Raw genomic sequence first — 24,255 nt, forward strand, 5'->3', positions numbered from 1 at the left:
CGTGACCGTCGCGGTGCTTCTGCTCGGCGTGCCGATGGGGGTCTTCGGTGCCCTGATGGTCAACGAGGCCAGCATGGCCAACCTGGAGTTGCGCACCCAGTCGGTGAGTAGGAGCGTCGAGGCGCGCCTGGCCACCGGCTCCGACATCGACGAGGCGATGCTGGAGCGTTGGGTCGACGACGGCGACATCCCGGTCTGGATGCGGGTCACCTCACCCACCGGCAGGGTGGTCGAGGTCGGCGAACCCATCGAGGGGCGCACCACCTACCGCAACCAGTACACCGCCTCCGGGGCGCACGTGTCCTTGCACATCGCCTCCTCCCGGCTGTTCTGGCAGGGGGCCCAGGTGGTGATCCTGGTGGTGCTGGCCTCGCTCATCGCGGTGGGTACCGCCGCACTGGTGGCCTCATGGCAGGCCAGGCGCCTGGCAGCGCCGCTGGTGTTCCTGGCCGCCAGCGCCGAACAGGTCGGCGCCGGCCAGGCGCGCCCGCAGTTCGAGCCCTCCGGGGTGGAGGAGATCGACCTGGTGGCCGCGGAGCTGAACCGGACCGGGGACCGGATGGCCAGCCGCCTGGTCGCCGAGCGCCAGTTCGCCGCGAACGCCAGCCACCAGCTCCGTACCCCGCTGACGGCGCTGTCGATGCGGCTGGAGGAGATCCAGCTCCTCAGCGATGATGAGGCGGTGCGCGAAGAGGCGCGGATCTCCCTGGAGCAGCTCGAACGCCTGGTCCGGGTGGTCGACGATCTGCTCGCCGCCTCACGCAGCCGCGACGGCGGCACCACCCAGCCCCTGCCGCTCGATGAGGTCTTCGATCAGCAGGAGGATGAGTGGGAGGGCAGCTTCCGCCGCGCCGGCCGGCAGCTGATCTTCGAGAACGATGACGACCTGGCCGTGCTGGTCACCCCCGGTGCCATCGCCCAGGTGCTGTCCACCCTGCTGGAGAACTCCCTGAAGTACGGCGAGGGCACCACCTCGGTGCGGGCCCGGCCCTCCAAGCCGGGAGCGGAGTCCGGTGTGGTGATCGAGGTGGCCGACGAGGGCCCGGGGGTCAGCGACGATCTGGCACCGCGCATCTTCGACCGGCACGTCACCAGCGGCAAGGGCTCGGGGCTGGGACTGAGCCTGGCCCGGGACCTGATCGCCGCCGACGGTGGTCGGTTGGACCTGGCGCAGCGTCGCCCGCCGGTGTTCAACGTCTTCCTCAACGCCGTGCCCAAGCGGTTGGACCCCGAGGAGGTCCTGCCGGCCGGGTCGGTGGTGGTGGTGGGCCGGCGCCGCCGCCGGCGCTGATCTCAACCGCGTCTCAACCGCGCGAGGTGCCGACCGCCGAGCCGGTGAACACCCAGTGCCGGTAGGCCAGGTACCGGAACAAGGTGCCCAGCGCCAGGCCCACCCCGTTCGCAGCGATGTTGTCGGCCAGCGGAGAGGTGAACCCGAGCAGGTAGTGGGAGACGGCCAGGCACCCCACCGCGATCCCCATCCCGATCAGGTTGGCGAGGACGAACCTCGCCAGCTCGGTCCCGTGCGCGGCCGCGCCGCCGGTGGAACGCCGGGTGGCGAAGGTCCAGTACCGGTTACCCAGCCACGCCACCAGCACCGCCACCGAGACCGAGGCGACCTTCGCCGTCAGGGGCTGATCGACCAGCACCTGCCCGGGCCCGAACCGCAGCAGGTTGAACAACCCGACGTCCACCACGAACGCGACCAGACCCACGGACCCGAACCGCGCCATCTCCGCCACGCGCGCGACGATCTCGCTGCGCGAGCGCCACGTCGACCCGATCCGGCCGACCGGCCGCGCTGGTGCCGGAGCGCTCGCACGGGTCATTGCCCGAGCCTACCCGCCATTAGGCTTGCCGCCATGGGACCTGTGGTGGCCGTCGTCGGCGGCGGACAACTCGCACGCATGATGGCCGCACCCGCCGGCGCGCTGGACATCCGTCTGCGCGCCCTGGTCGAGGCCGACGACGGCGCAGCCGCCCAGGTGCTGCCCGACGCCCCCGTGGGGGCGGCCGACGACGGGGAGGCCCTCAACCGGATCACCCGCGGTGCGCAGGTGCTCACCTTCGAGCACGAGCACGTGCCGCATGCGCTCCTGGCCGCCCTGGAGGCCGAAGGCGTGGCGGTGCGCCCGGGGTCGCGCGCACTGCGGGCTGCCCAGGACAAGATCCACATGCGTCGCGTGCTCACCGAGCTCGGGGTGCCCTGCCCGCGCTGGGCGGAGGTGAACTCGGTGGCCGATCTCGGGGCCTTCGGCGATGAGATCGGCTGGCCGGTGGTGCTGAAAAAGCCGGTGGGAGGGTATGACGGCAAGGGTGTGCGGATCGTGCACAGCGCCCAGGAGGGTGCGGACTGGGCCGCCGAGGGTGCCCTGGCGGAGGAGACGGTGGACTTCCGCTCCGAGTTGGCCGCGCTGCTGGCCCGGCGGCCCTCTGGCCAGGTGCGGACCTGGACCACGGTGCAGACCACCCAGGTGGGTGGGGTGTGCTCAGAGGTGATCTCCCCGGCCCCGGACCTGGAGGATGACGGCGCAGGCGAAGCCGCACGGATCGCCCGCACCATCGCCGAGGGACTTGGTGTGACCGGAGTGCTCGCGGTGGAGATGTTCCACACCCGCGACGGGCGCCTACTGGTGAACGAGCTGGCGATGCGTCCGCACAACAGCGGGCACGTGACCATCGACGCCGCCGTCACCTCCCAGTTCGAGCAGCACCTGCGGGCGGTGCTGGACCTGCCGCTGGGCCGGACCGAGCAGTTGGTGCCCTGGGCGGTCATGGTCAACGTGCTCGGATCCCACCTGGCCGATCCCACCAAGGCCTACCCCGAACTCATGGAGCGCTACCCCGAGGCGAAGGTGCACCTGTACGGCAAGTCGGTGCGCCCGGGCCGCAAACTGGGGCACGTGACCGTGACCGGGCACGACCTGCCGCACCTGCGCCGGGTAGCCCGTGCCGCTGCCGATCTTCTGGAAGGACGCTGATCATGACCGAACCGACGGCGAACGAGGAGCACCCCCCGGCCGCCGGCACCGCCACCCACGGCGCCGAGGTACCCGGGACGATGGCCACCGGCACTACAACCGGCACCGCGCCCGGGGAGTCCGGCGGGACCGGCCAGGATGGCCGGCTGCCGCAGGTGGCGGTGGTGATGGGGTCGGACACGGACTGGCCGGTGATGGGCCAGGCGGTCGAGGCCCTGGCGGAGTTCGGCCTCCGGGCGCACGTGGATGTGGTCTCCGCGCACCGGATGCCCCACGAGATGGTCGACTTCGGCTCGGGAGCCGCCGCTCGCGGAGTGCGGGTGATCATCGCCGGGGCCGGGGGTGCCGCGCACCTGCCCGGGATGCTCGCCTCCCTCACCCCGCTGCCGGTGATCGGAGTGCCCGTCCCGTTGGCGCACCTGGACGGGATGGACTCGCTGCTGTCCATCGTGCAGATGCCCGCGGGGGTGCCGGTGGCGACAGTGTCGGTCGGGGGTGCCCGCAACGCCGGGCTCCTGGCGGTGCGGGTGCTGGCCGCCGGGGAGGACGACGCCGCCGCGCAGCTGCGGGAGAAGATGTCCGCCTTCCAGCAGGACCTGCGCGCCGGCGCCCGGGCCAAGGGCGAGCGGCTGCGCGCCAAGCGCAACCAGGCTCCGGGGTTCAGCGCCTCCTGATCCTCAGTGCTCGCCGGAGGCGGCCGCGACGCTCGGTCGCAGATGGGGCCAGAGCGCCTCGCTCCACACTTCATATGCCCGCGCGGGGACACCCGTCAGCACGGGCGTCCCGGCGCAACCGCGGCGGGCCCGGGCGCCGTCGTCATCGCCGAAGCCGGTCCGCCGGATCGGTGGCCTCGGTCACATCGGGTGCCAGTGGCAGTGGGAACGGCGCTAGCGTCGCCTCTCGTGACAGCCACCAGACCGGAGCATCCTGCGTCCGCGACACTGGCCCACCCGGCATCGGATGAGCACGCCGAGACCGGACCCGCGCGGCCGCGCGCCCGGTTGCGTGGACTGGACGGGCTGCGCTTCTTTGCCGCGTTCGCGGTGCTGCTGTACCACTTCGGCGCCTTCGACACCTACTCCGATGCGGTCTGGGGGGAGTCGGTGCAGGAGGCCACCGGGCCGGTGGGGGTGTGGTTCGGTTACGGTGCGCTGGCCCCGTCGTTGTTCTTCGTGATCTCCGGGTTCGTGATCCTGATGTCGGCCCAGGGCCGGGGCTGGCGCCGGTTCATCGCCTCCCGGGTCGCCCGGCTCTACCCGGCCTACTGGGTGGCGGTGCTGGCCACCTCGGTGCTGTTGCTGCTGCTGTGGAACCCCGGCCGGGCTCCCGGTGCGGGGCAGGTAGCGGTGAACCTGACCATGTTCCAGTCCGCCTTCGGGATCAGCCACGTGGACGGGGTGTACTGGACCCTGTGGGTGGAGATGAAGTTCTACCTGCTGATGATCATCTTCCTGCTGATCGGTATCACCACCCGCCGGGTGCTGATCGGGGCGCTGGCATGGCCGCTGGTGTCCTGGGCATTCGCGCTCGCGGAGGTGCCGCACGTGTGGGACTGGCTGATCTACCGCCATGCCCCCTTCTTCGCCGGCGGGATGGTCATCTACCTCATCCACTCCCGCGGGCACAGCCCGGCCCGCTGGGCGGTGCTGGCGGTGAACGTCGTACTCGGGGTGGTTCACGCAGTACCGGGGTTGAGTGCCCAGGTGGCCGAGCGCACCCCCTTCGAACTCAACCCGTGGATCCTGGGCGCACTCACCCTGGGTTGCTTCGCCTCGGTGGCGGCCCTGAGCTGGACCCGGCTGCAGTACCTGAACTGGAAGTGGCTCACCGTGATCGGGGGCCTGACCTATCCGCTGTACCTGATCCACCAGTACTGGGGCTGGTGGGTGATCTCGATGCTGTCCGATCACGTGCCCGCCGCCGTGAGCGTGGCCGCGGCCACGGCCGTGGCGATCGCGTTGGCGTGGGTGCTGCACAGGTGCGTCGAGGTGCCCTTCGGGCCGCGGCTGCGCACCGCCGTAGCGGCGCTGGTGCGGGACCGCCCTCGCTCGCGGGCCTGACCCGGCCGGTGGGCTGAGCGCCCTCGTAGGCCTGCCCCGGCGTCGGCCACGGCCGTGTCCGGGCATCGGATACGAACCGGTCGGTGATCGTTAGCCCACCGTTCGCCGTTCGGGGAAGAACCGTTCAGGTGCCGCTGCCAGACTCGATCCCGGTCGCGCATCAGGGCCGGGGAGCAACACCGCCTGCCCTGGTGACCGCCGCCGGGGATCATCCCGGTCCCTGCTTCTGCCCGACCAGCCGAGTTCCAACAGCCGGCACCGGGCATGGCGTCAGCATGTCCACGTCCGGCCCGGCCGTACCCAAGGAGAACGATGAGCAGCACTTCACCGGCCCTCGCCGGTGCCGCGCTCGGATCCGCGTCCGCGAACCCACCAGCCCCGAGCGCAACGGCCCGCCCGCCCCAGCGGCGCAAGCGCTGGAAGGGGCGAAACATCCTGGCGTTCCTGCTGCTGGCCGGCCCCAACATCGCCATCCTGCTGATCTTCACCTACCGGCCGATGCTCCTGAGTTTCTACTACTCGACGCTGCAGTGGAACCTGGGCTCGTCGATGGCACGGTTCGTCGGACCGGGCAACTACGTGGAGTGGTTCACCGACTCCCGCACCCCCACCGTGGTGGCCACCACCGCCGTGTTCGGCCTCGTCACCGTGGGTGGGGGTCTCGTGCTCGGGCTGGGCCTGGCGTTGCTGTTGAACCAGAAACTGCGCGGGCGCGGCATCGCCCGCACCCTGGCGTTCGCGCCCTACGTGCTCTCCGGGATCGCGGTGGGGATGTTGTGGCTGTACATCTTCAACCCCCGCTACGGGCTGCTCAAGGTGCTCCTGGACCACATCGGCGCCTCCTCCCCGCAGTGGTACTCCACCACCCCGTGGGCGCTGGTGATGATCATGATCGTCTACCTGTGGAAGCACGTGGGCTATGTGGCCCTGATCTACCTGGCCGGCCTGCAGGCGGTGCCGCAGGACCTGCGTGATGCGGCCGCGATCGACGGGGCCTCCAAGGCCCGCACCTTCTTCTCGGTGATCTTCCCGCTGCTGGGCCCGGTGACCTTCTTCCTGCTCATCACCACGATGCTCAGTTCGCTGCAGTCCTTCGACCTGATCCGGGCGATGACCGACGGCGGCCCGCTGGGCTCGACCACCACGTTGATGTACCAGATCTACGTCGAGGGCTTCCAGACCGGCCGGGCCGGCTACGCCTCGGCCGCGGCCACGATCCTGTTCGTGATCCTGCTGGTCATCACCGCCATCCAACTGAAGTTCGTCGAGCGGAAGGTGCACTACTCGTGACCAGCGTGCTGACCCCGGCCACGGCCACCACGGATGATTCCCCGGCACCCCAGCCCGGCGCCGCGCAGGGCCTGGACCGCACCGAGATCCGCCGTCGTCGGCGACGGCAGGCGCGGTTGAGGCGACTGCCGCTGGAGGTGCTGCTCTATGCGGTGATGGTCGCGGTGATCGTGATCATGTCGGTGCCGGTGATCTGGATGCTGCTCGCCAGCCTCAAGACCCCGGCCGAGATCTACGCCGTTCCGTTGGCCTGGGTCCCGGAGGTGTTCGACCTGTCCAACTACGGTGAGGTCGCCACCGCCATCCCGATCGCGCGGATGTTCTTCAACTCCGTGCTGATCACCACCGTGGGCGCCGGGTTGAAGGTGCTGCTGGGCCTGGCCTGCGCCTACGCGCTGGTGTTCGTGGACGTGCCGCTGCGGAAGACCGCCTTCGTGCTGGTGCTGTTCGCCCTGCTCATCCCCGGGCAGATCACGATCATTCCCAACTACACCCTGATCGCGAACCTGGGCTGGCTGAACACCTACCAGGGCATCATCGTGCCGGGCCTGGCCAGTGCTTTCGGCACGTTCCTGTTCCGCCAGTACTTCCTCGGCCTGCCGGTCTCGGTGCTGGAGGCCGCCCAACTCGACGGCGCTGGGCACTACCGCCGGCTGTGGCGGTTCGTGGTGCCGATGTCGGTGCCGACCATCGCGGCGGTGTCGCTGGTCTCGATCGTGGGGGAGTGGAACGAGTACCTGTGGCCGATGCTCGTGGTGGACAACCCCTCCACGATGCCGCTGCCGGTGGGGCTGACGCTGCTCCAACGGGTGGAGGGGATGCAGAACTGGGGTGTGCTGATGGCGGCCACCACCCTGGTCACGCTGCCGATCCTGGTGATCTTCCTGATCCTGCAACGTCGCCTGGTCGCCGGCCTGACCGCCGGTGCGGTGACCGGGTGAGGTCCGACGACGATGCGCCCCTTGCGGACTCTTGCCCTCGCTCCCGCCCCGCGGCCTCTCGCCCCCGTTTCCGAACCGTCCCGAACCAACCGATGTCACCCCCGATGAGTTCTTCGAAGGAGAACCCCCGATGTCATCTGCCTCTCGTCGTCGTCCGTCCCTGTGGACCCCACGTACCAAGGAGACCTGGACACCCTCTCGCCGCAACGTCCTCACCCTTGGTGGGGCGGTCGCGACCGCCGGCCTGCTCTCCGCCTGTGGCGGCGGCCCCTCCGTGGGCGGGGACACCGCCCGCGCCGAGACCACCCAGACCGAGTGGGACGGGGTGGACCCGGCCGAGCGGATCACCTGGTGGTCCAACCATCCCGGCAACACCATGGAGTGGGAGCAGTCGATGATCGACGCCTTCACCGCCGAGACCGGCATCGAGGTGGAACTGGTCACCGCCGGCGCCAATTACGACGAGATCGCCCAGCGCTTCCAGGCCGCCTCGGGCACCTCGGAGATCCCGGACCTGGTCGGGGCCAGCGACGTGTGGTGGTTCCGCTACTTCGTCAACGGCCAGATCATCCCCGTCGATGACCTGTTCGCGCACCTGGGCGTGGACACCGACGACTTCGTGGACACCTTCTACGAGGACTACGCCTACGAAGGCCTGCACTACGCGGTGCCCTACGCCCGCTCCACCCCGCTGTTCTACTACAACCGGGACATGTGGGAGGCCGCGGGGCTGCCCGACCGCGGGCCGGAGACCTGGGAGGAGTTGGCCGGCTGGTCCGAGGCGCTCTGGGGCGTGGTGCCCGGGGAGGGCGCGCCACTGGGGCTCAGCCACGGCCCGTCGTGGTCGGCCTGGTGGTACTCCAACGTCTCCTGGGGCCTGGGCGCGGCGATGAGCGAGGAGTGGGACGTCACCCTGGAGACCGAGGAGTCGATCGCCGCCGGGCGCTTCGTGCGCGACTTGTACCACGGTGACGGCGCCTACGCCGGGTTCAGCGCCCAGAACAACGCGGACTTCCAGGCCGGGATGTTCGCCTCCCTGGTCGGTTCCACCGGAGCGCTGACCGGGCACCTGGAGGCCGCCACCTTCGAGCTGGGCGCGGCGTTCCTGCCCGAGGGTCCGGTGCCGGGGCCGACCGTGCCCACCGGCGGCACCGGGATCGCCATCGCGGCCGATCGCGAACCCGGCCAGCAACTGGCCGGGGCGATGTTCCTGGCCTTCCTCACGAACGCGGAGAACACCGCGGACTACTCCGCCGGCACCGGGTACATGCCGGTGCGCCACTCCGCGATCGAGGGCGAGACCATGAGTGCGTTGTATGAGGAGGTGCCCCAGTTCCGCACCTCGGTGGACCAGCTCGAGCGCACCCGCACCCAGGACTGGGTCCGGGTGTTCACCCCCGGTGGTGACCAGATCATCACCGACGGGTTGGAGGAGATCATCTTGCAGGGCAGCGACGCCGAGGACGTGTTCCCCAACGTGGCCGCCCAGCTCGAGCGGGCCTTCAGCGAGAACGTGGAGCCCTACCTGTGAGTACGGTCCGGCAGGCCGCGACGCCGGGCGCGGGCCCGGCGCCGCGGCGCCACCCGCTGGTCATCGCCCACCGCGGCGACTCCATGGTGGCCCCGGAGAACACCCTGCCCGCCTTCGCCGCCGCGGTGCGGGGTGGGGCGGACATGATCGAGATCGACCTGCACTGCAGTGCCGACGGCGAGGGCGTCGTGATCCACGACGCCACCGTGGACCGCACCACCGACGCCAGCGGCGCGGTGGCGGACCTGGATGCGGCCGAGATCGGCCGGTTCGACGCCGGATCCTGGTTCGACCCGGCCTTCGGCGGAGTCCGGATCCCCTTGTTCGGGGAGATCCTGGATCTCTTGGGGCGCTCCCCGGGCACCGAGTTGCTGCTGGAGCTCAAGGACCCCTGGCCGGCCGGGCCGCTGGGGCAGGTGCTGGCCGATCTGCAGGCGGCCGGCCTGGCCGACCGGGTGATCGTGCAGAGTTTCTTCCCGGACGTCCTCACCACGGTTCGCCGGGCGGCTCCGGACGTGCGGATGGGGTTCCTGAGTTCACGGTTCGACGATGAGGTGGTCACCCTCAGCCGGCACCTGGGTGCGGTGGCGTGCAACCCCGCGTTCACCCGGGTGCTGGAGGATCCCGGCCTGGTGACCCGCGCGCACCGGGCCGGGCTGCAGGTCATGGTGTGGACCGCCAACGAGGTGGCCCAGTGGGAACGGTTGGTGGCCGCGGGCGTGGACGGGATCATCACCGACCGCCCCGACCGGTTGCGCGGGTTCTTGGACTACCGGCACGGGCCCTGAACCGCCAGGGGCGGTCGAACCCCGGATCCTGCCGGGTTGACTTCCCGGGAGGATCTGGGGAACGCCGCAGCTTCGGGGGGTTCGTTCAGGTGGTGGTGATCCGCAACTCCCGGGGGTGCCCGACGCCGGCGACCTCCATCAGGGAGTGCGTCACCAGAGCGGCGGCCTCCTCACCCAGGGTGCCGGGCAGGTACAGATCGTTCTCGGCGGGAGCCTGGGCAGGGAAGTAGGCGCCATACATCGGTGCCGCCTTCTCCGCCTCGGGGGCCTGCCAGCCCATCTGGCGCAGGGCGGCGTCCTCGGCGTCGCTCCAGGGAAAGTCCCCACCCACGTGCGAACCACCGACCAGTTCGGCGTAGAGCACGTTGCCCATCCGCAGGTACTGGGCGAACAGGTGCACCTCCTCGGTGCGCCGCTTCCGGCCGAACAACCCGGCGATGCGCTCCTTGGTGCGCGCCGGGCCCTCGACGATGAAGAACGTGCCGTCCGCCAGTGCGCGGCACCGGTTGTTGAGTTCGCTCTCGAACTCGCTCCACGGGTCCATCCGAGCAGCCTAATGCGGGCCGGTGGGCGCCGCGGCCACCGATGACGGAGAGGGCTGTGACCACCGGAAGGACGCCACGGTCCTCTCTGGCAAGAGACGTTCGGGGGCCATGTATGCTCGATTCTTGTCCCAAAACGCAGATATTGGCTGAAAGGCGCCACGTGACGAACAAGAATCGGCAAAGGACGACCCTCTCCCTGATCGGCGTGTCGGCGCTGGCTCTCGGTCTGGCGGCATGCGGAGACGACGGCGGCAACGGCGGCGCCGATGCCGACCTGGAGGACACCTACGTGGTCGCATCGGACACCTCGTTCGTGCCCTTCGCCTTCGAAGAGGGCGGTGAGTACGTCGGCTTCGACATAGACATGATCAACCACATCGCCGACGAGGTCGGGTTCGACGTCCAACTGGAGACGAGCAACTTCGACGGGATCATCCCGGGCCTGCAGACCGGTTCATTCGACATCGCGATCGCCGGCATCACCATCACCGACGAGCGCGCCGAGGTCATCGACTACACCAGCCCGTACTACAAGTCGGGCCTGCGCATCGCCGCTCCGGTCGATGACGAGCAGATCCAGGGCGTGGAGGACCTCGAGGACCTCACGATCGCCACTCGGCTGGGTTCCACGAGCGCGGACTACATCGAGCAGAACATCGAGGGAGCCACCCCCAACACCTACGAGCAGTTGGACCAGGCCTACCTGTCGGTGGAGGGCGGCGGCTCGGACGCCATTCTCTATGACGCTCCGAACGTGGAGTACTACGTCGCCACCGCCGGTGAGGACAGCCTGCGGGTGACCGGTGAGCTGCTGGAGGCCCAGGACTATGGCATCGCCGTCACCCAGGGCAACGAGGCATTGGTCGAGGCGATGAACGAGGCGATCGCGACCATGATCGACGACGGCACCTATGCCGAGATCTACGAGTCCTGGTTCGGCGAGGAGCCGGAGTGGCTGGACGAACTAGCGGCATCGGCCGACTGACACTCCCCCCACGTTCCGAAAGGCGGGTGCTCACCGAGCACCCGCCTTTTGACGGAAGGCACATCGCGCATGGACGCCATATTCGGCTTCAACTGGGCAGGGGTCGTCGAGTTCCTGCCGGCCCTCACGCGGGGGCTCTACTACACGCTGCTGGTCTCGGTGGGCGGCCTGGCGATCGGCTTCGTCCTGGGGGCGATCGCCGGCCTGGGCCGGCTGAGCCGGTTCAAGATCATCAACTGGATCGCCGTCATCTACGTCGAGGCGATCCGCGGAACCCCGGTGCTGGTCCAGGCCATCTGGATCTACTTCGCCCTGCCGCTGATCATCGCCTACACCCTGCCCTCGGTGGTGGCCGGCATCATCGTGATCGCCCTCAACTCCGGTGCCTACATCGCCGAGATCGTGCGCGGCGCCGTGCAGTCCATCGACAAGGGCCAGAACGAGGCCGGCCGGTCCCTGGGCCTGGACGCCCGCACCACGATGCGTCATGTGATCTGGCCCCAGGCGTTCAAGCGGATGATCCCACCGCTGGGCAACCAGTTCATCATCAGCATCAAGGACACTTCGCTGCTGTCGGTGATCCTGGTTCCCGAACTCATCTTCCAGGGCCGGCTCGTGGTGGCGAACCACTTCAACGCCGTGGAGATCTACACCACCGTGGCAGCGTTCTACCTCGCGATCACACTCACCCTGTCGATCGTCCTGCGAGCTATCGAGAAGCGTTTGGAGCGCCGGGCATGATCATTGACGTCACCGACCTGCACAAGTCCTTCGGTGATCACGAGGTCCTCGCCGGGATCAACTGCAGCGTCGCCGAGCAGGAGGTCGTCTGCGTGATCGGGCCCTCGGGCTCGGGCAAGAGCACGTTCCTGCGGTGCCTGAACCTCCTCGAGGAGGTCACCAGCGGCGAGGTGGTCATCGACGGGCACTCACTCACTGATCGCCGGGTCAAGATCGACGCCGTGCGCGCCGAGATCGGCATGGTGTTCCAACAGTTCAACCTGTTCCCGCACAAGTCGGTGATTGAGAACATCATGCTCGCCCCGATGAAGGTGCGCCGGCTCAGCAAGGCTGCGGCCCGGGACCGCGGGCGGGCCCTGCTGAAGAAGGTCGGGCTGGAGGAGAAGGAGAACGCCTACCCCGGGAGCCTGTCGGGCGGGCAGCAGCAGCGGGTGGCGATCGCCCGGGCGCTGGCCATGGAACCCAAGATCATGCTGTTCGACGAGCCGACCTCATCCCTTGACCCCGAGCTGGTCGGTGAGGTGCTGGCCGTGATGAAGAACCTGGCACTCGAGGGGATGACGATGGTGGTGGTCACCCATGAGATGGGCTTCGCCCGCGAGGTCGGCGACCGGGTCCTCTTCATGGACGGCGGCGTCCTGGTGGAAGAGGGTTCCCCGCAGGAGATCTTCGACAACCCGCAGCACGAACGGACCCAGGCCTTTCTCAACAAGGTCCTGTGAGCACCGGTCCGGTCCGGACATTCGTGGTGTAGTCATCGCTCTGAGTTGGCCGGCCGAGGCTGACTTCGCGGATTCTGGACCGGACGCGCTCGGAGTGTGGCGTTCACTCGGTCCAGATGGCGCGAAGTCAGCGGGTGACAGGGTCGACGCGAAACCGGCTAGAGCGACTGCACGGCATCGTTGATCAGGTCCACCGGTTCCCAGACCCCGTCCTCGAGGTTGCTCAGCACCGCCACGGTCACGGCGGCGCCGGGGTAGTGCCGCAGCATCGCGCTGGCCCCGGTGTTGACCCCCTCTTTCCAGTAGGAACGCACGGCGCCGTCGGGGTCGGTGGAGATCTCGAACCCGTAGCCCATCGTGTGGACGATGCCGTCCTCGGGGTCCACCGAGTGGGTCGCGTGCGGGGTGATCATGGCCTCGGCGAGTTCGGCCGGCAACAGCTCCCCGCCCCGCAGGGCGCGGTGGAAGGCGAGCAGGTCCGCTGCGCACACGTGCGCGCCGCCGTCCGGTGACCCGATCGGTGGGTAGGAATAGATGTTGCGCCGCCACCCGTCGTCGTCGGCCTCCACGCCTTCGGCAACGTCGGGGACCACCCGGTCCATGGCGAAGAATCCCGCGCGGCTCATCCCGGCCGGGCCGAAGACGTGTTCGACGACGTAGTCGCGGTAGGAGCGCCCCGTGGCCTTCTCGATCATCAGCCCGAGCAGGACGTAGGAGACGTTGCAGTATCGCGCCCCCTCGCCGGGGGCGAAGTTGGCGGGTTTGTTGACGAAGTTCGGCAGGAAGTCAGCGGTCCGGCGCACCGAGTAGTTCGGGGTGTCCACCCAGAGCGCCTCGTAGGACTCCCCGGCCTCCTCATCGGCGTCGTCACCGATGCCGGAGGTGTGGGAGAGCAGGTGGTGCACCGTGACGGCGGGGGAGATGGTGGTGCCGGTCAGGCCGAGGTAGTCGATCGCGGAGGTCTGCAGCGTGAAGGCGCCGGCTGCGACCTGTTGCAGGGTGGCCACCGCGGTGAAGAGCTTGGTGACCGAGGCGCAGTCGTAGCGGGTGCTCATCGTGGCCGGGACGTTCCAGGTGTAGGACGCCGGGCCGTAGGCACCCTCGAACAGGGTGCGGTCGGCCGAGTCGATGCGCAACGTCCCGGAGAACTCGCCCTTCCGGGTCAGGTCGGTCAGGGCGGAGTGCAGGGAGTCAGTGTCCATGGGACCTCAGGTTATGGGTAATGGCCGACGGCGAGCGCGGCTATTGTGTGGGTAGCGCGCGGATGGCGGCTGCTCGGGAGCAGTGCCACGCGGCGGGCCGGAATCTGTCCAGATCACGAGTTGATCGGCTTGGGTGGGCAGCCCCGATGTCATCGGTCGATGCCACCATCACTCGTATGGACGATCTGCCCACGTGGGTTCATTACGTCTCGGCACTCGGCCCGGCGATGACCCTTCTCGCGGCCATCGTCGCGGCGTTGATCGCGTGGCGGACCTACCTGCATCGCCGCGCGCAGGACCGTAAGGACGAGTGGTGGCGACGAACCCAGTGGGCGCTTGATCGAGCGTTGCCCGACCAAGGTGTAGCCCTGGACGTTGCCCTGAAAGTGCTGAAGCATCAAGCCGATAGTGCCCTCGCCGGAGAGGAAGAGCAGCATATGTTGAAGGCAGTCAGCGCAGAGATTTTGGGCCCGTACGCGCCACGCAACGGTGGCCGTGAAACTGGCTCCGCGTATCATGGAGGTATTGCAACGAGAAGGCAGGAGGGTGACGAATGACAAGCCTCGACGACAAGCCTGACAGTCGCGAGAAGGCCTTTCCCAGATCCGCGGTGAGCGCAGCTCAATTGCAACTCGTCATTGACCGTCGCCTCGGTCAGGAGACGCCTGACTGGGTTCGACGTATCGCGGAGGCTGAGCCGGAGAGTCGAGACGGTGCGAAGCAGGTCGGCTAGGGACAATCGGATTTCCTCATCGGAGGATGCCCGCGCCGAAGCGGGACGCCGGGTCATGGCAGAGTTCGGGAACGATGATCGGCCCGAGCCGGACTGGGCGGAAACGAAGGCCGCTCTGGAACGGGATCTGGACGCAAGCCTGCGTCGATCCGGCGGGTCCGCAGGGGCCTGACCGGGTTTCAATCCAAGCCGAGGCGGGGGCCCTCGATGGCCGGGCAGGTGTCCATCACCACGTCCAGGCCGGCTTCGGTGGCGCGCTGCGCGGCGGCCTCGTCGATGACGCCCAGTTGTAGCCAGACCGCCTTGGCGCCGCGGGCGATGGCCTGGTCCACGACGCCTCCGGCGAGGTCGGAGTTGACGAAGATGTCCACCACGTCGATATCGCCGGGCACCTCGTCGAGCGTGGCGTACCCGGTCTGGCCGTGCACCGTCTCGGCCTTGGGGTGCACCGGCACGATCTCCATGCCGAGACCCTGTTGCAGGTAGGCCGAGACGCCGAAGGCGGCGCGACCGGTGTTGGTGGAGAGCCCCACCACGGCCCACCGCGCGGGAGTCGTGAGCAACCGGCGGATGACGTCGACGTCGTTGGAATGGGCCATGAACCTACTCAAGCACACCTGCCCGCGCCCGGCAGTGTGGTTGATCGCGGACTACGGCAGACGGCTGGAGCCGCCCATGCGCGCGGGCCAGGTGGCCCGTAGGGTCAGCGGCATGGTTCCGGCAACCCGTGACACCTCCCGCGTTGGGTCCGGAGACGAACCGCTCCGACACCCGCGGCGCCTCCCGCGGCGTCTCGCCCGCGCACCGATCGGGGTGTTCCGGCTCGGGCTGGGTGGGGTGTTCGCGGGCAGGCTCCTCATGCTCGATCATCGTGGCCGCCGTTCCGGTCGCATCCGGAGCGTGGTCCTGGAGACGGTCGCCCGGGAAGGGCGAGCCCACGTGGTGGTCTCGGGATACGGCTGGTCGGCCCAGTGGCTGCGCAACATCGCGGCTGATCCACGGGTGCGGCTGTGGTCCGGATGGGGGAGTGGACGCCGTGCGCGGGCCGAGATCCTCTCCCCGGCGCAGGGACTCGCGGTGCTCGAGGATTACCGGCGTGCGCATCCCCGGGCCGCCCGCCTCCTCAGCCGGGCGTTGAACCTGGGTCCGCTCATGCCGGACCAGCCGCTCCCGGCCGGTGCCGCGGCCCGGCTCCCGGTCGTGCGCATTACACCGCTGCAGCGTATGCGCAGCCGGCGAAGGCGGCCTTAGCCGGCTGCGTGCGGGGGTTGGCTGACTGAGGGTGCCTCGGGTCAGCCAGGCACCGGTCAGCCGCCGTCGACGTCGCTCTGCTGCACGGTGCCATCGGCCACCGAGGCGAAGAAGGCGGGGTGGTGATCCTCCAGCAGCACGGTGGAGCCCACGCCACCGGGCCGGTGGTTCATCGAGGCGATCGGCGGCGCCCCGCGTACACCATCCGGGCCGGTAGCGGCGCGGAAAGCCAGCGCCATCCGGCCGAGGTCGATGATGTTGCTGTCCTCCGACACATACAGCGCCCCCAGACCGGACTCGAGCAGGTCCACCTGCTGACCCGGCCGCACGGCCAGCGCGGGATCGGCCACGGTGCGGGTGATGGACTGGATCACTTGCTGCTGGCGCAGCGTGCGCCCGATGTCACCCATCGGGTCAGCGGCACGCATCCGGGCGAAGGCCAGGGCGGTCTCACCGTCGGCGTTGTGACAGCCGGCCTCCCACTCCAGGCGGGAGTCCCGGTCGGAGACGTCGTAGTCGAGGCACAACTCCACTCCGCCCACGGCGTCGACCACGTTCGCCAGACCACCCATGCCGATCTCGACGTAGTGGTCCACCTCGATGCCGGTCAGGGACTCCACACTGGCGCGAAGCAACTCCGGTCCGCCCCAGGAGTAGGCGGCGTTGAGCTTGTTCCAGCCATGCCCAGGGATCTCCAGGTAGGTATCCCGGGGCAGGGAGATCAGCGAGGTGTTCCCGCGGGGCGGCACGGTCAGGATCATGATCGTGTCCGCACGCTGACCCTCGGTGGGGTCGTGGGCGAAGTTCTCATCGTCGTCGCGCGAGTCCGACCCGGCCAGCAGGTAGGTGGTCCCGGCGGAACTGACGGAGGGCTCCCCGGCGTCCACGTGCTGGATCTTGCCGTTCGCCCAGATCAGCAGGCCCACCGGCCAGGCCAGGATCAGCACCAGCAACAGCGCGAACGCCAGGAGCACACCCCGGCCCCGGCGCCGGCGGCGCGGGCGCCCACCGCGAGGCGCCTCCCGGGTGGGAGGCTGAGCGGGCGGGACCGACGACGGCGGCACGGCAGCGGGCCGGTGGCTCGCCTGTTGCCGGGCTGGGTGGTCGGCCGGCATCACCCGGGTACGGTCCGGACCCGGTTCGGGTCGCCCGCCCGGGGGGATCGACGGCGGGGGGCCGCCCTGGCCGGTACCGCCGCGCCCGTAGCCCTGTCCTCCGGCGCCGGGGCGGCCCGAGCCACCCCGTCCGGCTGGTGATTGCGGGGCGAAACTGGGGGGTCGGCGTGCCGGCCCACGTCCACTTGCGGAAGCACCAGGGCCGACCGACCCGTCGCCACCCCCGGCGGCGTCACCGCCGAGCGGCTGAGCCGACCCGCCGCTGCGGGCGCGGGAGGCACCGGTCGGGCGCCTGCCCGGGCCACGTCCGGGCCCGGCTCCGCGTGGGGTTCCGTCAGGGGGCGTGTCGTTCATCGGCCTACCCGCATGGTCCGTTCTGCTGCTCGGCTGTGGACCCATCGAGCGTAGGCCCGGAGGAGCCGTCTTCGGGGGAGGTGGAGTCGGTGTCGGCGTCCACGTCCGCCCCCTCGACTTCAGTGCCCTCCGCCCCAGCGGTGCCGTCATCCCCCTCCGCACCGACAAGATCCTCGACCTGCTCTTCGGTCACGTGCAGCGGCCGGTCGGCGGCGATGGCTTCCCAGAGTTCGGTGGCCTCGTGGGTCCACAGCACGTTGGCGCCATCACCGCGGTCCACCACCGGGACGGTGGCGAAGGTGATCTCGCCCGGGTCGATGTGACGCAGCGCGTAGGCCAGGCCGCTCAGGGCCGAGATCGACCCGAAGTCACGCGAGGCGGTCACCGAGGAGGTGGCCGCGTCCAGGAAGGCGTAGAGCCTACCGGCGTCGGTGAGCAGGTTCTGGTCCAGCACGTGCCGGGCAGTGGCGGCCAGCAGATCCTGCTGGCGATCGATGCGTTGGATGTCACTCCCATCGCCGAGGCTCTTGCGCACCCGGGCATACCCCAGCGCCTGCTCACCGTCGAGGACCTGCTCACCGGCCTCGAGTTCGATGTGAGCCTGGCGGTCACTGATCGGTTCGGGCACGCAGAACGGCACGCCCCCGAGGGCGTCGACCACGTTGACGAACCCGGCGAAGTCCACCGCGATGAACCCGTCGATGCGCACGTTCGTCAGTGCCTCCACGGTACGGATCGTGCATGCGGCTGCGTACCCCACGTCGCCGGTCTGCCCGCCGATCTCGAAAGCGCCGTTGAACTTGCCCTCCCGGGGGTAGGTGGCGGTGCCATCGGGCAACTCGCAGGCGGGTACCGTGACCCAGGAGTCCCGGGGGATGGAGATCATCTCCACCCGGTCCCGGTCGGCGCTGATGTGGGCCACGATCACAGTGTCCGAGCGCACCCCGGGGGTGGTACCCCCGCCGATCTCGAAGTTCTCCCCGGACCGGTCATCGGTGCCCACCAGCAGCACGTTCAGGGCCTGGCCGGCGTGGGGGTCCTCCGGGTCCTGGGCCTCGACGGGTTCGGGACGCTGGTCCCCGAGGAGGTCGTCGATGTCATGGGTTTGAATGTTGGAGTCCAGGTCCCGGTAGGCCCAGGCCACCCCGGAAGTCACGAACATCCCCAGCGCCAGCAACGCCACCAGCGCCACGTGCCGGCGCTGCTGGCGCGCGGCGGCGTGCCGGATGGAGCCGGGGGTGGTGGGGGAGGCGTTGGTGGCCGCGGCGAAGACCGCGGCTGCGGCGGGCCCGCGCGGCGCCGGGCGGGCCCGCCCGCGACGACGGCGGGGCGCGGCGTGCCGTGGGTTGAGCCGGGGTCGGCGGGAAGGCCGTGGGGGCTGGCTCATGCCCGTGCGCCGGCGAGCAGGTCGTCGGCCCCGTCCGTCCGGGCGTCCAGGGTGCTCTCGTCGGCGTCACCGTCGGTGCGACCGTCCTCGGGTGCCTCCTGATCGGCCGGCCCCTCATTGCCTGAGTGGGGTTCGTCGTCGCCCGCCGGGGGTAGCACCATCGGCTCGTCGTCGCGCAGGGACTCCCACAGCGGTTCACCGTCGGCGTTCTGGACCACCACGTTGCCGGCCCAGTCGAATGGGACGGTGGTGAAGGTGACGTGGCTGGTGTCCAGGTGGCGCAGGGAGTAGGCCAGCCCGCCCATGGTGGACAGGTTGCCGATCCGCTCACTGGTGGTCATCGAGGAGGCGGTGGCCTGCAGGAACCGGAACAGTGCCGGGGTGTCGGTGACCAGGTTGGACCCGAGCACCTCATCGGCGATCGCGCTGAAGAGTTGCTGCTGGCGTCCGATCCGGGAGATGTCGGAGCCGTCATCGACACCCACCCGGGCCCTTGCCACGCCCAGGGCGGTGTCGCCGTCGAGGCGGTGGCAGCCGGCGTGGATCTCCAGGTTGGCCTTCGGGGCGTTGATGTCGTCCTCGAAGCACATCTGCACCCCGCCTATCGCGTCGATGACCTCCACGAACCCGTCGAAGTCCACCACCACGAAGTCATCGATGTGCAGTCCTGTCATCGCCTCGGTGGTCAGGATGGTGCAGGCGGCGGCGTAGGCCACATCGCCGGTCTGGCCGCCGTAGGCGAACGCGGCGTTGAACCGGGTGCCGTTGTCGCTGGACCCGGCGGCCATCGGGGCGGTCTGGCGCCCGTCCGGAAGCGGGCAGCTGGGCACGTCTACCAGCAGGTCACGCGGGATGGAGACCACGTCCACCCGGGACCGGTCCGCGGCCACGTGCACGATCAGATTGGTGTCCGAACGCATCCCACCGGCGAAGCCGTAGTCCACTTCGTTGTCGGCGCTGCGGGCATCGGATCCCATCACCAGCACGTTGTAGGCCCGGCCGTCCAGGGGATCATCCGGGGCGGGGGTCTGGCCGGCACTGCCGCCGGGGCCAGCGGCATCCTGGCCGCGGCCGAGGATCTCGTCCAGATCGTGGGTGGCCACCTTGCCCTGCACGCTCTGATAGGCGAGCACCATCCCCGCGCCGGTGAAGGCGAGCAACCCGCTGAGGGTGAGCGCCACCAGGTAGGGGCCTCGGCGCCGCGGGCGCTGAACCGCGTGCCGGCGGGTAGCGCCCGGGTGCTCGCGGGCAGGGGAGGAGGAGGGCATCAGTTCAAATCGTAGGCATAAACGGCTCCGGAAGGGCGGATGACCGGGGATTGTCGGGGGGAGGTTCTGTGGACGGGGGTGAGGTGGGTCACAGGTGAGGGACAGGCAACAGGGCCTATGGAGCGACAGGTGTATAGGGCAACCTATTCCTCCAGAGGTGCCCGGTCATCGGAGCAGGTTTTGGCGTAGTTAGGCGCAGCCAGCACAATGGGTACCTGTCAAGCGAGTGCAACGCGACCGTACGTTAGGCAGCGGGGCGGTGGTTCGATGCGACACGGACGCACGTGAGCGGTTGGGGAACGTTGGTCGACGGAGAGGATGTAAAAGGTGAGCAACGTCTTGGGCCCTCAAGATCGCGTTCTCGTGGTTGGCAGTTCGGGCTTTGTGGGCGCCTATGTGCAACAGGCGTTGAGTTCCGCCGGCATCGATTTCGTGCGGTACGACCTTTTCCCGGATCCGTCCGGGGAGGACACCTTTATCGGCGACGTCCGCGACACCACAGCGCTGACCGAAGCCATGACAGGGTGCACGGCGGTTCTCAACCTTGCGGCGGCTCATCATGACTTCGGGATCGATAGCGGCACCTTCGAATCAGTGAACATTGGAGGCGCCCGTTCGGTCTGCGCTGCGATGGAGCACCACGACATCACCAATCTGTGCTTCTTCTCCACCGTTGCTGTCTATGGTGTGCAGGACGGGGTGCCGGATGAGCACTCTATCCCGGCTCCAGTCAACGACTATGGGCGAACCAAACTCGGTGCCGAACAGATCTACCTGGAATGGGAATCCACTGTCGAGGGGCGTCGTGCCTTGATAGTCCGCCCGGCTGTGGTGTTCGGGCCGGGGAATTTCGCGAATGTCTTCCGTCTGATTCAGCAGATTCATCGGCGAACTTTCCTCCCAGTGGGATCCGGTGCTAACCGCAAGTCGATGTGCTATGTCGAGAATCTCGTCGGCGCCGTCCAGCACCTCTGGGGCGCCCCACCACAGGAAGATACGGGCCCGTTCGAGGTCTACAACTACGTCGACGAGCCCGATTTGACCTCCCGCGAGGTGGTTGGCCAGATCTATGCAGAGTTGGGTCGGCGCCAGCCGCGATTGTGGCTCCCGCTGGGCCTGACCGTCCTTGCCGCTAGCCCGTTCGACCTCCTGGCACGGGTCACCGGGCGAAACCTCCCGATCACGTCCGAGCGGATCAGGAAACTCGCTGGCATGGAAACCAGGTTCGCCGCAGAACGCATTCGCCAGACGGGCTTCGCGCCGTCGGTATCCCTGACGGAAGGACTGCGGCGCACGGTGCGCTGGTACCGGAAGTCCGGACGGAGGGCAGATCCGGTGGTGCACCTGCCCCCGGAGGGTATCGTCCGGCGCGCGTCCTCGGATCGAACACCGCGTGTGGTGGCCGTCGTGGTTACTTACAACCGTGCTGAACTGCTGCGCCACTGCTTGGACGCACTGGCCGAGCAGCAGGTTGGCCTGGCCGCCGTCGTCGTCATCGATAACAACTCGACCGACGACTCAGGCGAGGTGGCTCGGTCCCATCGCCTGGGTGCAGATGTTATGACCTTGCCTCGTAACGTCGGTGGAGCCGGCGGGTTCGCCGCCGGAATGGCGCGAGCCCTAGCGCGGCACTCTCCTGACTGGTTGTGGCTGATGGACGACGACACGATCCCCGGACCCGGGGCCCTCGAGGAACTACTCAAGGTATCCCTCGCCTTCCCGCGTGACCTGAGCATCCTCAGTAGCAGGGCGGTCTGGACCGACGGTCGTGTGCACCCGATGAACGTCTCGCGCGAGCGAGTGGGGAGTCCGGCGATGGACCGACGGAACGCCGCTGCCGCGAATTCGCGGGTGATCCGAACAGCATCCTTCGTCTCGATCCTGATCCGTGGGCAAGAGGCTCGCCGGCACGGTTTACCACTTGCGGACTACTTCATCTGGGGTGACGACACCGAGTACTCCAGCAGGTTGCTGCGGGAGGGGGTTGGATTACAGGTGGCCGGGAGCGTGGTGGAGCATCGCACCGCTGAGTTCGCCTCCTGGCAGAACAACCCGGGTCAGCGCTTCTACTACGAGGTGCGTAACAAGATCTGGTTGCTGACTCGTTCCCCCGGCCTGCGGGTTTGGGAGCGCCTACTGTACGGCGGATCTGCTGCTGTTGGTTGGGCACGGACGTTGTTGTTTGCGCCGCAGCGAGCGGCGGTGGTGAAGTCCGGTATTCGTGGCTTCTGGAAGGGGATCACGACATCTCCGAAACCGACCGCAACCGTCCTCGATGGGATGGGCGAGGTGACCGATGACGTTCGGTTGGTTGAGCGCGCCGCCGCGGGATCCGCACAGGTATGAGCCGGGATCTGCAGTTCAGTGTGCTACTGCCTGTCTACGCTGGCGACCGCGCCGATCACTTCCTGCGGGCCTTTGATTCAGCCACCGTGGAGCAGGAGTTGCGCCCCAGCGAAGTCATCCTCGTACAGGACGGGCCGGTGCCCGGCGCCCTCGCGGAGGCGATCAGGAGCGCCACCGCGCAGCGCCATGTCCCGGTCCTCCATCACGAACTGCCGACGAATGTTCGCCTGGCGGCTGCTTTGCAGGCAGGTCTTCAACGGTGTTCGTATGACGTGATAGCCAGAGCCGATGCCGACGACATCTCGGTGCCGAGCCGATTCGCTGTCCAGGTGCCGCTTGTGGCGGACGGACTGGACCTCGTGGGAAGTGCGATGCAGGAGTTCGATAGCGAGGACGGGTCTCTCGGGCCTATTCGTCCCCGACCGGAAAGTACCGCGGCGATTCTGCGGTACGCCTCCTTCCACAACCCGTTTAACCACCCCACAGTGGTCTTCCGGCGATCGGCGGTGATGGCGGCCGGCGGCTACGAGGACCTCCCGTTCATGGAGGACTACTGGCTGTTCGCGCGGATGCTCGCTGCCGGTGCCACGGCAAGAAACGTCCGCGAGGCGCTGGTGCGCTACCGCACGGGCGACGAACTCTTCGCGCGTCGGGGTGGATGGCAGCCCCTCCGTTCGGATTGGGTCCTCCAAAGGCGCCTACGCCGTCTCGGTCTTACCTCCAGAGCGCAAATGGTGCGCAACATTGCCCAGCGCACGGGTTACCGGCTGGTCCCGGATGCCATACGCAGGTGGGCATACCCCGCACTGATCGCTCGCCACTGAAGTATTTGCCGTTTCAACGATAGGAGACGCTATGACCACCGACCTCCTGGTGGTGGGATCCGGGTTCTTCGGACTCACCGTTGCCGAACGATGTGCCCGAGAATTTGGGTTGCGGGTGAGGGTGATCGACCGGCGACCACACATCGGCGGAAACGCGTACTCCGAAGCCGAGGAGAGCACGGGAATCGAGGTGCACCGGTACGGCGCACATCTCTTCCACACTTCGAACGAACGGATCTGGGAGTACGTCAACAGGTTTACCGCGTTCACTGACTACGTGCACCATGTCTACACCACGCACCGCGGTGAGGTGTATCCGATGCCGATCAACCTGGGCACCATCAACCAGTTCTTCCGCGCCGCACACAGCCCGGACTCGGCACGCGAACTTCTTCGCGATCAAGCCGCGGAACTGGGGGACCGGAAGCCCGAGAACCTTGACGAGAAGGGAATCTCCCTCATTGGGCGACCCTTGTATGAGGCGTTCATCCGGGGTTATACGGCGAAGCAGTGGCAGACGGACCCTACCGAATTGCCGGCTGCGATTATTTCGCGTCTTCCGGTGCGGTACACCTATAACAACCGGTACTTCAGCGATACCTATGAGGGACTCCCAGTCGATGGATACACCGCCTGGCTAGAACGGATGGCAGACCACCCAAAGATCGACGTGCAGTTGAACACGGACTTCTTCGACGACACCCACGAGTTCTCCAAGGCGCGAACGGTGGGTCAAGTCCCCGTCATCTATACCGGACCGGTAGACAAGTACTTCGATTACGATCACGGAGAACTCAGTTGGCGTACCCTCGATTTCGAACAGGAAGTCCTGTACGTCGGCGACTTCCAGGGCACATCGGTGATGAACTACGCTGACGAGGACGTGCCGTACACGCGTATTCACGAGTTTCGCCACTTCCACCCGGAACGCGACTATCCGCGTGACCGCACGGTGATCATGCGCGAGTATTCACGCTTTGCGGAGCGTCATGACGAGCCCTATTACCCGATCAATACCGCACAGGACCGTGCACGCCTCCTCGACTATCGGAAACTCGCCGAATCGGAGCAGGACGTGTTCTTCGGTGGCCGACTGGGGACCTACCAATATCTTGATATGCACATGGCGATAGGATCTGCATTATCGATGGTGGACAATCACCTGCGGGAGAGATTCTCCGGCGGTTGACT

Annotated in this window: 23 protein-coding genes; 16 read left to right on the forward strand and 7 right to left on the reverse strand. The window is 68.2% G+C overall.

Translation table 11 applies throughout. From position 1 onward, the window contains the following. Window position 1: 1 nt before the first annotated feature. On the forward strand, window positions 2-1,291 hold the full coding sequence (locus ACO0LV_RS12225; RefSeq protein ID WP_424788176.1) for an ATP-binding protein: 1,290 nt from the start codon (window positions 2-4) through the stop codon (window positions 1,289-1,291). A 13-nt stretch (window positions 1,292-1,304) separates the two neighbouring features. Here ACO0LV_RS12225 and ACO0LV_RS12230 read toward each other — a convergent pair whose 3' ends face one another. Further along, a complete protein-coding gene (locus ACO0LV_RS12230) occupies window positions 1,305-1,829 on the reverse strand; it encodes a GtrA family protein (RefSeq protein ID WP_424788177.1) in 525 nt (174 codons plus the stop codon). Window positions 1,830-1,862: 33 nt separating this feature from the next. Between ACO0LV_RS12230 and ACO0LV_RS12235 the strand changes: the two genes are divergently transcribed. The 7 genes from ACO0LV_RS12235 to ACO0LV_RS12265 all read left to right on the forward strand — a co-directional run bounded on the left by ACO0LV_RS12235 (window position 1,863) and on the right by ACO0LV_RS12265 (window position 9,591). Continuing rightward, complete coding sequence (locus ACO0LV_RS12235) at window positions 1,863-2,981, forward strand: 5-(carboxyamino)imidazole ribonucleotide synthase (RefSeq protein WP_424788178.1); 1,119 nt, start codon at window positions 1,863-1,865, stop codon at window positions 2,979-2,981. Window positions 2,982-2,983: 2 nt separating this feature from the next. After that, entirely contained in the window at window positions 2,984-3,655 is a 672-nt protein-coding gene (purE, locus tag ACO0LV_RS12240) for a 5-(carboxyamino)imidazole ribonucleotide mutase (RefSeq protein WP_424788179.1), read from the forward strand. A 228-nt stretch (window positions 3,656-3,883) separates the two neighbouring features. Next, entirely contained in the window at window positions 3,884-5,041 is a 1,158-nt protein-coding gene (locus tag ACO0LV_RS12245) for an acyltransferase family protein (protein ID WP_424788180.1), read from the forward strand. A 312-nt stretch (window positions 5,042-5,353) separates the two neighbouring features. After that, on the forward strand, window positions 5,354-6,331 hold the full coding sequence (locus ACO0LV_RS12250; protein WP_424788181.1) for a carbohydrate ABC transporter permease: 978 nt from the start codon (window positions 5,354-5,356) through the stop codon (window positions 6,329-6,331). After that, a complete protein-coding gene (locus ACO0LV_RS12255) occupies window positions 6,328-7,272 on the forward strand; it encodes a carbohydrate ABC transporter permease (RefSeq protein WP_424788182.1) in 945 nt (314 codons plus the stop codon). The genes ACO0LV_RS12250 and ACO0LV_RS12255 overlap by 4 nt, the downstream gene beginning before the upstream one ends. A 130-nt stretch (window positions 7,273-7,402) precedes the next feature. Next, window positions 7,403-8,803: an extracellular solute-binding protein gene (locus ACO0LV_RS12260; protein ID WP_424788183.1), complete on the forward strand. Its 1,401-nt coding sequence runs from the start codon at window positions 7,403-7,405 to the stop codon at window positions 8,801-8,803. Then, complete coding sequence (locus tag ACO0LV_RS12265; protein WP_424788184.1) at window positions 8,800-9,591, forward strand: glycerophosphodiester phosphodiesterase; 792 nt, start codon at window positions 8,800-8,802, stop codon at window positions 9,589-9,591. Before ACO0LV_RS12260 ends, ACO0LV_RS12265 begins: the two co-directional genes overlap by 4 nt. Before the next feature lie 85 nt (window positions 9,592-9,676). Here the strand turns inward: ACO0LV_RS12265 and ACO0LV_RS12270 are convergent, their stop codons facing one another. Continuing rightward, window positions 9,677-10,135 carry a TY-Chap domain-containing protein gene (locus tag ACO0LV_RS12270; protein ID WP_424788185.1) on the reverse strand — a complete coding sequence of 153 codons (459 nt, stop codon included), beginning with the start codon at window positions 10,133-10,135 and terminating at the stop codon, window positions 9,677-9,679. A gap of 161 nt (window positions 10,136-10,296) precedes the next feature. Between ACO0LV_RS12270 and ACO0LV_RS12275 the strand changes: the two genes are divergently transcribed. The 3 genes from ACO0LV_RS12275 to ACO0LV_RS12285 all read left to right on the forward strand — a co-directional run bounded on the left by ACO0LV_RS12275 (window position 10,297) and on the right by ACO0LV_RS12285 (window position 12,584). Beyond that, window positions 10,297-11,121 carry a transporter substrate-binding domain-containing protein gene (locus ACO0LV_RS12275; RefSeq protein ID WP_424788186.1) on the forward strand — a complete coding sequence of 275 codons (825 nt, stop codon included), beginning with the start codon at window positions 10,297-10,299 and terminating at the stop codon, window positions 11,119-11,121. A 69-nt stretch (window positions 11,122-11,190) separates the two neighbouring features. Continuing rightward, a complete protein-coding gene (locus tag ACO0LV_RS12280; protein ID WP_424788187.1) occupies window positions 11,191-11,862 on the forward strand; it encodes an amino acid ABC transporter permease in 672 nt (223 codons plus the stop codon). After that, window positions 11,859-12,584, forward strand: a complete 726-nt coding sequence (locus ACO0LV_RS12285; protein WP_424788188.1) for an amino acid ABC transporter ATP-binding protein — start codon at window positions 11,859-11,861, stop codon at window positions 12,582-12,584. The genes ACO0LV_RS12280 and ACO0LV_RS12285 overlap by 4 nt, the downstream gene beginning before the upstream one ends. Window positions 12,585-12,742: 158 nt before the next feature. Here ACO0LV_RS12285 and ACO0LV_RS12290 read toward each other — a convergent pair whose 3' ends face one another. After that, the gene (locus tag ACO0LV_RS12290; RefSeq protein ID WP_424788189.1) at window positions 12,743-13,786 is read right to left on the reverse strand and encodes a serine hydrolase domain-containing protein; all 1,044 of its coding nucleotides are present in this window, start codon (window positions 13,784-13,786) and stop codon (window positions 12,743-12,745) included. 176 nt (window positions 13,787-13,962) lie between these two features. On the opposite strand from ACO0LV_RS12290, the gene ACO0LV_RS12295 reads away from it, so the two are divergent. After that, entirely contained in the window at window positions 13,963-14,343 is a 381-nt protein-coding gene (locus tag ACO0LV_RS12295; RefSeq protein WP_424788190.1) for a hypothetical protein, read from the forward strand. A gap of 355 nt (window positions 14,344-14,698) precedes the next feature. On the opposite strand, the gene ACO0LV_RS12300 is transcribed toward ACO0LV_RS12295, so the two are convergent. Beyond that, window positions 14,699-15,118 (reverse strand): CoA-binding protein, encoded by a 420-nt coding sequence (locus tag ACO0LV_RS12300; protein ID WP_424788191.1) that lies wholly within the window; start codon window positions 15,116-15,118, stop codon window positions 14,699-14,701. Window positions 15,119-15,230: 112 nt separating this feature from the next. Here ACO0LV_RS12300 and ACO0LV_RS12305 point away from each other — a divergent pair, with 112 nt between their 5' ends. Continuing rightward, entirely contained in the window at window positions 15,231-15,770 is a 540-nt protein-coding gene (locus ACO0LV_RS12305) for a nitroreductase family deazaflavin-dependent oxidoreductase (protein ID WP_424788192.1), read from the forward strand. 56 nt (window positions 15,771-15,826) lie between these two features. Here the strand turns inward: ACO0LV_RS12305 and ACO0LV_RS12310 are convergent, their stop codons facing one another. The 3 genes from ACO0LV_RS12310 to ACO0LV_RS12320 form a co-directional block, all read right to left on the reverse strand. Then, on the reverse strand, window positions 15,827-16,744 hold the full coding sequence (locus tag ACO0LV_RS12310) for an LCP family protein (protein ID WP_424788193.1): 918 nt from the start codon (window positions 16,742-16,744) through the stop codon (window positions 15,827-15,829). Between the two features lie 499 nt (window positions 16,745-17,243). Then, window positions 17,244-18,626 (reverse strand): LCP family protein, encoded by a 1,383-nt coding sequence (locus tag ACO0LV_RS12315; RefSeq protein ID WP_424788194.1) that lies wholly within the window; start codon window positions 18,624-18,626, stop codon window positions 17,244-17,246. Further along, window positions 18,623-19,894 carry an LCP family protein gene (locus tag ACO0LV_RS12320; protein WP_424788195.1) on the reverse strand — a complete coding sequence of 424 codons (1,272 nt, stop codon included), beginning with the start codon at window positions 19,892-19,894 and terminating at the stop codon, window positions 18,623-18,625. Before ACO0LV_RS12320 ends, ACO0LV_RS12315 begins: the two co-directional genes overlap by 4 nt. A 327-nt stretch (window positions 19,895-20,221) precedes the next feature. On the opposite strand from ACO0LV_RS12320, the gene ACO0LV_RS12325 reads away from it, so the two are divergent. The 3 genes from ACO0LV_RS12325 to glf are packed head-to-tail and all read left to right on the forward strand — an operon-like array spanning window position 20,222 to window position 24,253. Beyond that, complete coding sequence (locus tag ACO0LV_RS12325) at window positions 20,222-22,240, forward strand: NAD-dependent epimerase/dehydratase family protein (RefSeq protein ID WP_424788196.1); 2,019 nt, start codon at window positions 20,222-20,224, stop codon at window positions 22,238-22,240. After that, the gene (locus ACO0LV_RS12330) at window positions 22,237-23,064 is read left to right on the forward strand and encodes a glycosyltransferase (RefSeq protein WP_424788197.1); all 828 of its coding nucleotides are present in this window, start codon (window positions 22,237-22,239) and stop codon (window positions 23,062-23,064) included. Before ACO0LV_RS12325 ends, ACO0LV_RS12330 begins: the two co-directional genes overlap by 4 nt. A gap of 31 nt (window positions 23,065-23,095) precedes the next feature. Then, the gene (gene glf / locus ACO0LV_RS12335) at window positions 23,096-24,253 is read left to right on the forward strand and encodes a UDP-galactopyranose mutase (protein WP_424788198.1); all 1,158 of its coding nucleotides are present in this window, start codon (window positions 23,096-23,098) and stop codon (window positions 24,251-24,253) included. Window positions 24,254-24,255: the final 2 nt, after the last annotated feature.

It is taken from the genome of Pseudactinotalea sp. Z1739 (assembly GCF_049725055.1).
Taxonomy (GTDB): domain Bacteria; phylum Actinomycetota; class Actinomycetes; order Actinomycetales; family Beutenbergiaceae; genus CALKWS01.

Excerpts from the sequence above, each read along its gene's own strand:
- ACO0LV_RS12290 (WP_424788189.1), bottom strand. The coding sequence starts at position 13,786 with ATGGACACTGACTCCCTGCACTCCGCCCTGACCGACCTGACCCGGAAG.
- ACO0LV_RS12300 (WP_424788191.1), bottom strand. The coding sequence starts at position 15,118 with ATGGCCCATTCCAACGACGTCGACGTCATCCGCCGGTTGCTCACGACT.
- ACO0LV_RS12250 (WP_424788181.1), top strand. The coding sequence starts at position 5,354 with ATGAGCAGCACTTCACCGGCCCTCGCCGGTGCCGCGCTCGGATCCGCG.
- ACO0LV_RS12305 (WP_424788192.1), top strand. The coding sequence starts at position 15,231 with ATGGTTCCGGCAACCCGTGACACCTCCCGCGTTGGGTCCGGAGACGAA.
- ACO0LV_RS12315 (WP_424788194.1), bottom strand. The coding sequence starts at position 18,626 with ATGAGCCAGCCCCCACGGCCTTCCCGCCGACCCCGGCTCAACCCACGG.
- ACO0LV_RS12320 (WP_424788195.1), bottom strand. The coding sequence starts at position 19,894 with ATGCCCTCCTCCTCCCCTGCCCGCGAGCACCCGGGCGCTACCCGCCGG.
- ACO0LV_RS12330 (WP_424788197.1), top strand. The coding sequence starts at position 22,237 with ATGAGCCGGGATCTGCAGTTCAGTGTGCTACTGCCTGTCTACGCTGGC.
- ACO0LV_RS12230 (WP_424788177.1), bottom strand. The coding sequence starts at position 1,829 with ATGACCCGTGCGAGCGCTCCGGCACCAGCGCGGCCGGTCGGCCGGATC.
- ACO0LV_RS12285 (WP_424788188.1), top strand. The coding sequence starts at position 11,859 with ATGATCATTGACGTCACCGACCTGCACAAGTCCTTCGGTGATCACGAG.
- ACO0LV_RS12260 (WP_424788183.1), top strand. The coding sequence starts at position 7,403 with ATGTCATCTGCCTCTCGTCGTCGTCCGTCCCTGTGGACCCCACGTACC.
- purE (WP_424788179.1), top strand. The coding sequence starts at position 2,984 with ATGACCGAACCGACGGCGAACGAGGAGCACCCCCCGGCCGCCGGCACC.
- glf (WP_424788198.1), top strand. The coding sequence starts at position 23,096 with ATGACCACCGACCTCCTGGTGGTGGGATCCGGGTTCTTCGGACTCACC.
- ACO0LV_RS12270 (WP_424788185.1), bottom strand. The coding sequence starts at position 10,135 with ATGGACCCGTGGAGCGAGTTCGAGAGCGAACTCAACAACCGGTGCCGC.
- ACO0LV_RS12235 (WP_424788178.1), top strand. The coding sequence starts at position 1,863 with ATGGGACCTGTGGTGGCCGTCGTCGGCGGCGGACAACTCGCACGCATG.
- ACO0LV_RS12295 (WP_424788190.1), top strand. The coding sequence starts at position 13,963 with ATGGACGATCTGCCCACGTGGGTTCATTACGTCTCGGCACTCGGCCCG.
- ACO0LV_RS12280 (WP_424788187.1), top strand. The coding sequence starts at position 11,191 with ATGGACGCCATATTCGGCTTCAACTGGGCAGGGGTCGTCGAGTTCCTG.